3 protein-coding genes are annotated in these 4,208 nt (G+C 36.0%); all 3 read right to left on the bottom strand.

The annotated features are described in order from the left end of the window. Positions 1–455: 455 nt before the first annotated feature. Complete coding sequence (locus MUW73_RS03760) at positions 456–749, bottom strand: hypothetical protein (protein WP_243018640.1); 294 nt, start codon at positions 747–749, stop codon at positions 456–458. Positions 750–1,234: 485 nt separating this feature from the next. Beyond that, complete coding sequence (locus MUW73_RS03755) at positions 1,235–2,251, bottom strand: hypothetical protein (protein WP_243018639.1); 1,017 nt, start codon at positions 2,249–2,251, stop codon at positions 1,235–1,237. 356 nt (positions 2,252–2,607) lie between these two features. Beyond that, a complete protein-coding gene (locus tag MUW73_RS03750; RefSeq protein ID WP_243018638.1) occupies positions 2,608–3,462 on the bottom strand; it encodes a hypothetical protein in 855 nt (284 codons plus the stop codon). Between the last annotated feature and the right edge of the window lie 746 nt (positions 3,463–4,208).

Genomic DNA, 4,208 nt, shown 5'->3' with positions numbered 1-4,208 from the left:
ATTTTTTGGTTACTTTTTTATCAAGAAAAAAGTAACAACAAAAATGCATTTTCTACTAATTGCGTCAACGCAAACCAAAGAGTTGCTAAATATAATCGAAGAAAAACCACAGTCGTGAACGGATGCCAGCGGTTTAGGTCGTTATGATGTTCTGTTAACTCCCCAAAAAGCATCTAAAGCTATTCTAGTGGTTGTATGGTGGACTGATTTATACAGACAAATTTTTAATAATTAAGTTTTCTATTGCTCAGGGAGCATCAGGTAGAAAGCACCCCTTATACAATTAAGATAGAAAAATAGCCTATTTGAATCTTGCGAAATGTTTTTTTCGGCTGTAAGGGGTGCTTTACAAAATTATTTACCTAAAACTTTATTGTTTCAGATGTATTGACCAATAAAAAGTGGGGGCAAAAAAATTATTTTATCTTTTGCTTTGAGCGTAGTAGCGCTACGGTCTATCTGTCTAGACAATCCCCTATAAAACCAAGCGTATTACATAGGTTACTTTTGATGGACTTATCCAGACTTTTTTTACTATTACCTTTTGAGCGTTGTTCTCCATTATTTTGGTCATCGTCATTTAGACATCCTAGCTGCACCTGGCTAGTTGAAGGTTCTCCTTCATTATTTTGATCATCTAAACATCTTTTCTTCACCTGACTAGTTGGTGCTGCAGTGCCCATATTATTAAAACCGACCAACCCACTACAGGATGTAACAAGGGGTAAAATCAATAAATACTTTTTCATGATAGATTGGTGAATAAAATTTGAATAAAAATAGAAATAAGCGTCTTCTTATGTTAAGACGCTTTACAATATTTGCTATAAATCAGATAAAATATACAAAATTTTATTCATATATCGAATCCGACTTAGTTCTTGTAATGTTGTTGGTGTTTTTATCATACTGCCCTTACCTGACTTGTTGTTGGAAAAATATTATTAGCAGAGTGTCGTCGCTCCACAGCCATCCGGCATATTCCTCCATAACGTGTGCGTCTGTAGCATTACGATAGATTGCGGCGGTCATTAACCTATCATGTCCAAGTGTTTTGTGTACGGATGCCAAAGATATTCTTTTTTATAGTGCTAAAGTGGCGAAGGTATGACGCAGGAAAGGCGGGATGGACCACCTTTACCAGAAATACGCACCGCCTTTTGTTACCATAGAAGTTGGTAAATGGTAAACGCACATAATTCGGATACTCTTAACCCTGTATCTAAGGGGCATTTTACTTTTTATCTATACCCCGCGATAGGGCTGAACGGATACGCTTGATGAAGCCTTTTTTTTTCAAACGCTCAGGCAACGCTGGGCAAGGATGCGTGTGCGAGTTGTTCGGTTGAAATGGATGTTCCTTATTAAAAACAATAGGGATTTCATAAAAATTTTCTTCATCAATAGAGTTGTAGTCAGTGCTATCATCTTCAGGTAGTATGTCTAGGTTTTCATAAATAGGGTCTTCTACATCATTGCTGCTATAGAATGGCAACTGATCATCTTTATCAAAAGACGCCTTTGTATCGCTACTATTATCCAATAGACAATCATCATACTCTGCTGCTTGATCAGTAGAATGGTTTGTGTGATTGCTTGACAAAGTACTGCTCGATCCGTATCCCTGGTCAATATGGTTTTTTTCATCTTGACAACCATTGGTTCTATTGCTATCATTGGCTTTATCTATCTTTGTTGGACCGTTTATGAATCGGTCTATATCACTCCCGCTCTCTTCAAGCAGAGCATCTCTATGCCCTGTCTTAGATGCATCTATGGTTCTATCATTTATACTGTTGGATGGTTGTAAATCACTAGATATATTGCCACTTTCAGTTACTTTCAAAGAATTGTGCTCCTGACTTTTTTTAGATGCATCTGGCACGATATCGCTTTTATTTGTATAAACATTGTTGAATGACGTTGAATAATATATTGGTGGTGTATATGGATAAGTCACCTGCTCACTATCGCTATTACTTGCATATCCACTTTCATAATCCATCTCTTTGTAGACGCCGTTAGTCTCTTCTTCATTAGTAGAGGTAGTATGTGGTAAGTATTTTGTGCTAAGAGTTGGTATTTTATTTTCACTAGCGGAATAGTCAGTAGTGTTTGGATGTATAACTTTTTGATTCGAAACTGACTTTGAACTCCAGCAGCTATGCTGATTTGCGTTTAGTAGTAGTAAACTACCACTGGTTAGTAAAATTTTTGCCTTATGTTGTTTTTTGTTTTTGCTAGATTTCATATAGTTAATTATTGTTTTTTTTGTTTTATTTAGGGCATGATGCATGCCCATTGAGTTTATATTTAGCTGACAACCAAAGAGGTAGGTTATACCTAAAAAGAAACTTCATTGGCTAAAGTTGCTTAGCAGGATTTGATTTTTTAGCTAACTGTTGATTAAACACAGTATCTATTTTAGCTCTCTTTCAAAACCTATTTGTTTGTAATGAACAACTTTTAGAAGAAAGGCAGTCGCAGACTGCAGTATGCTCAATGTATTGGAGGAGCATAGACAAGTTTTCAGACCAAAAGTGCTCAATAAGTTTTGTAAGAGGTCTAATGCATTTTGCTGGTAATTACCATACAACCCTTTAACAATCAGAGATCAGTGCACTTTACTGTAGAGCGATGTAATAATGATTGATATACCTCATTGTAAAGATCAATTGCAAGGTAAGAAGGGGAATTTGATTCTTCGATTTTTGCTTGTATGCTGTTTAGTTTTTCTTTTTGATGAGGCGCTAAAATCTGATCATCTCCGTCACGCAGCGCTGCCGTTTGATTAACGGTCTCTTGTATTGCGATTAAATCATTGATCAGATTCAAATTAATATGTTTCTCCACATTACATGCAATGTCTTGTAAATCTTCGGTTATTAATTGGATAGGCCTGGTTACTTCTCTAGATAGCTGTTTATAACTTTCTGGATACATAGCTGCCATTTGATTAACGGTCTTTTGTATTACGATTAAACTATTGATCAGATTCAAATTAATATGTTTCTCCACATTACGTGCAACGTTTTGTAGCGCTTCGGTTATTAATTGGATAAGCCTGGTTGCTGCTCTAGATAGCTGTTTATGACTTTCTAGATTTTGATAGCTAATACCAGCTTCTAAGGAACATTGATCCGTTTCTAGACCTTCATAACTATTTTGGGCTCTATCTAGCATTGTATCGCTTCCATATCCAGTTTCATACCTGGTCTCTCTGTAGGTTCCGTTAGCCTGTTCTTGTTCAGTAGAAGCATTATGTGGTGTGTATGTTGTGTTAGGGATTGCTAGCGTATTTTCGCTAGCGCGATGGTCAGTAGTGTTTGGATGTATAGCTTTTTGCTTCAAATCTGATTTTAAATCCCAGCAGGAATGCTGATTTGCGTTTAGTAGTAACAAACTACTACTGGTTAGTAACATTTTCACTTTATGTTGTTTTTTGTTTTTTATAGATTCCATGTAGTTATTGTTTTTTGTTTTATTTAGTTTTCGTGCGCAACGCGCACGTTGCCTAGACGCTTCCAGGTTGATCCGTTAGCTAAATCCTATCATAAAGCAGCCTATCACTGTATGGTAGGAAAATTCTGATTGTTATGCATATATATATATCTGTTATATAGATTTTTGTGTATGCCCATAGGTAGTAAGGAGGCTATAGTTGTGTAGTAGGCTGCTTTTGAAACGTGCACGCTGCTGGTAATTTGAAAGTAGATTCACTGCTATTTTACAGGGGGTGTTGTTTATTTTTTCGCGTACTTTTACCATAGTGGTGAATAAATACTAGTATAGTTTTTAGATTTGCTTTTTGTTTATTATTTGTAGTATAAACTTGATTTTGTAAGCTATTAGGACCTTTTAAAGGAATTTGGTAACTAGAAGCTATGCTAAAGGTGTGTAAACGCAACCGAAATAAAATAAATTTTCCGTTTCCGTTCACGACTGTGGTTTTTCTTCGATTATATTTAGCAACTTTTTGGTTTGCGTTCACGAAGTTAGTAGAAAATGAATTTTTGTTGTTACTTTTTTCTTGATAAAAAAGTAACCAAAAAATCAAGCGCTGATGAAAAAAGTGGCTGAAAGCTTCGTTTACAGCTGGAAAAACAGGAGCCTACCTGCAATCCATCCCGGCAACTGTTTTTCTTTTCATCTGTAAACTGCGCTTTCTGATCGCACTTTTTTCAAAGGGCGCGTTTTTTTTCTAGCAT

The organism is Candidatus Cardinium sp. cByotN1 (assembly GCF_022810525.1).
GTDB lineage: Bacteria > Bacteroidota > Bacteroidia > Cytophagales > Amoebophilaceae > Cardinium.
The sequence above is the reverse complement of the archived record's forward strand: the minus strand, read 5'-3'. Positions and strand labels throughout refer to the sequence as shown.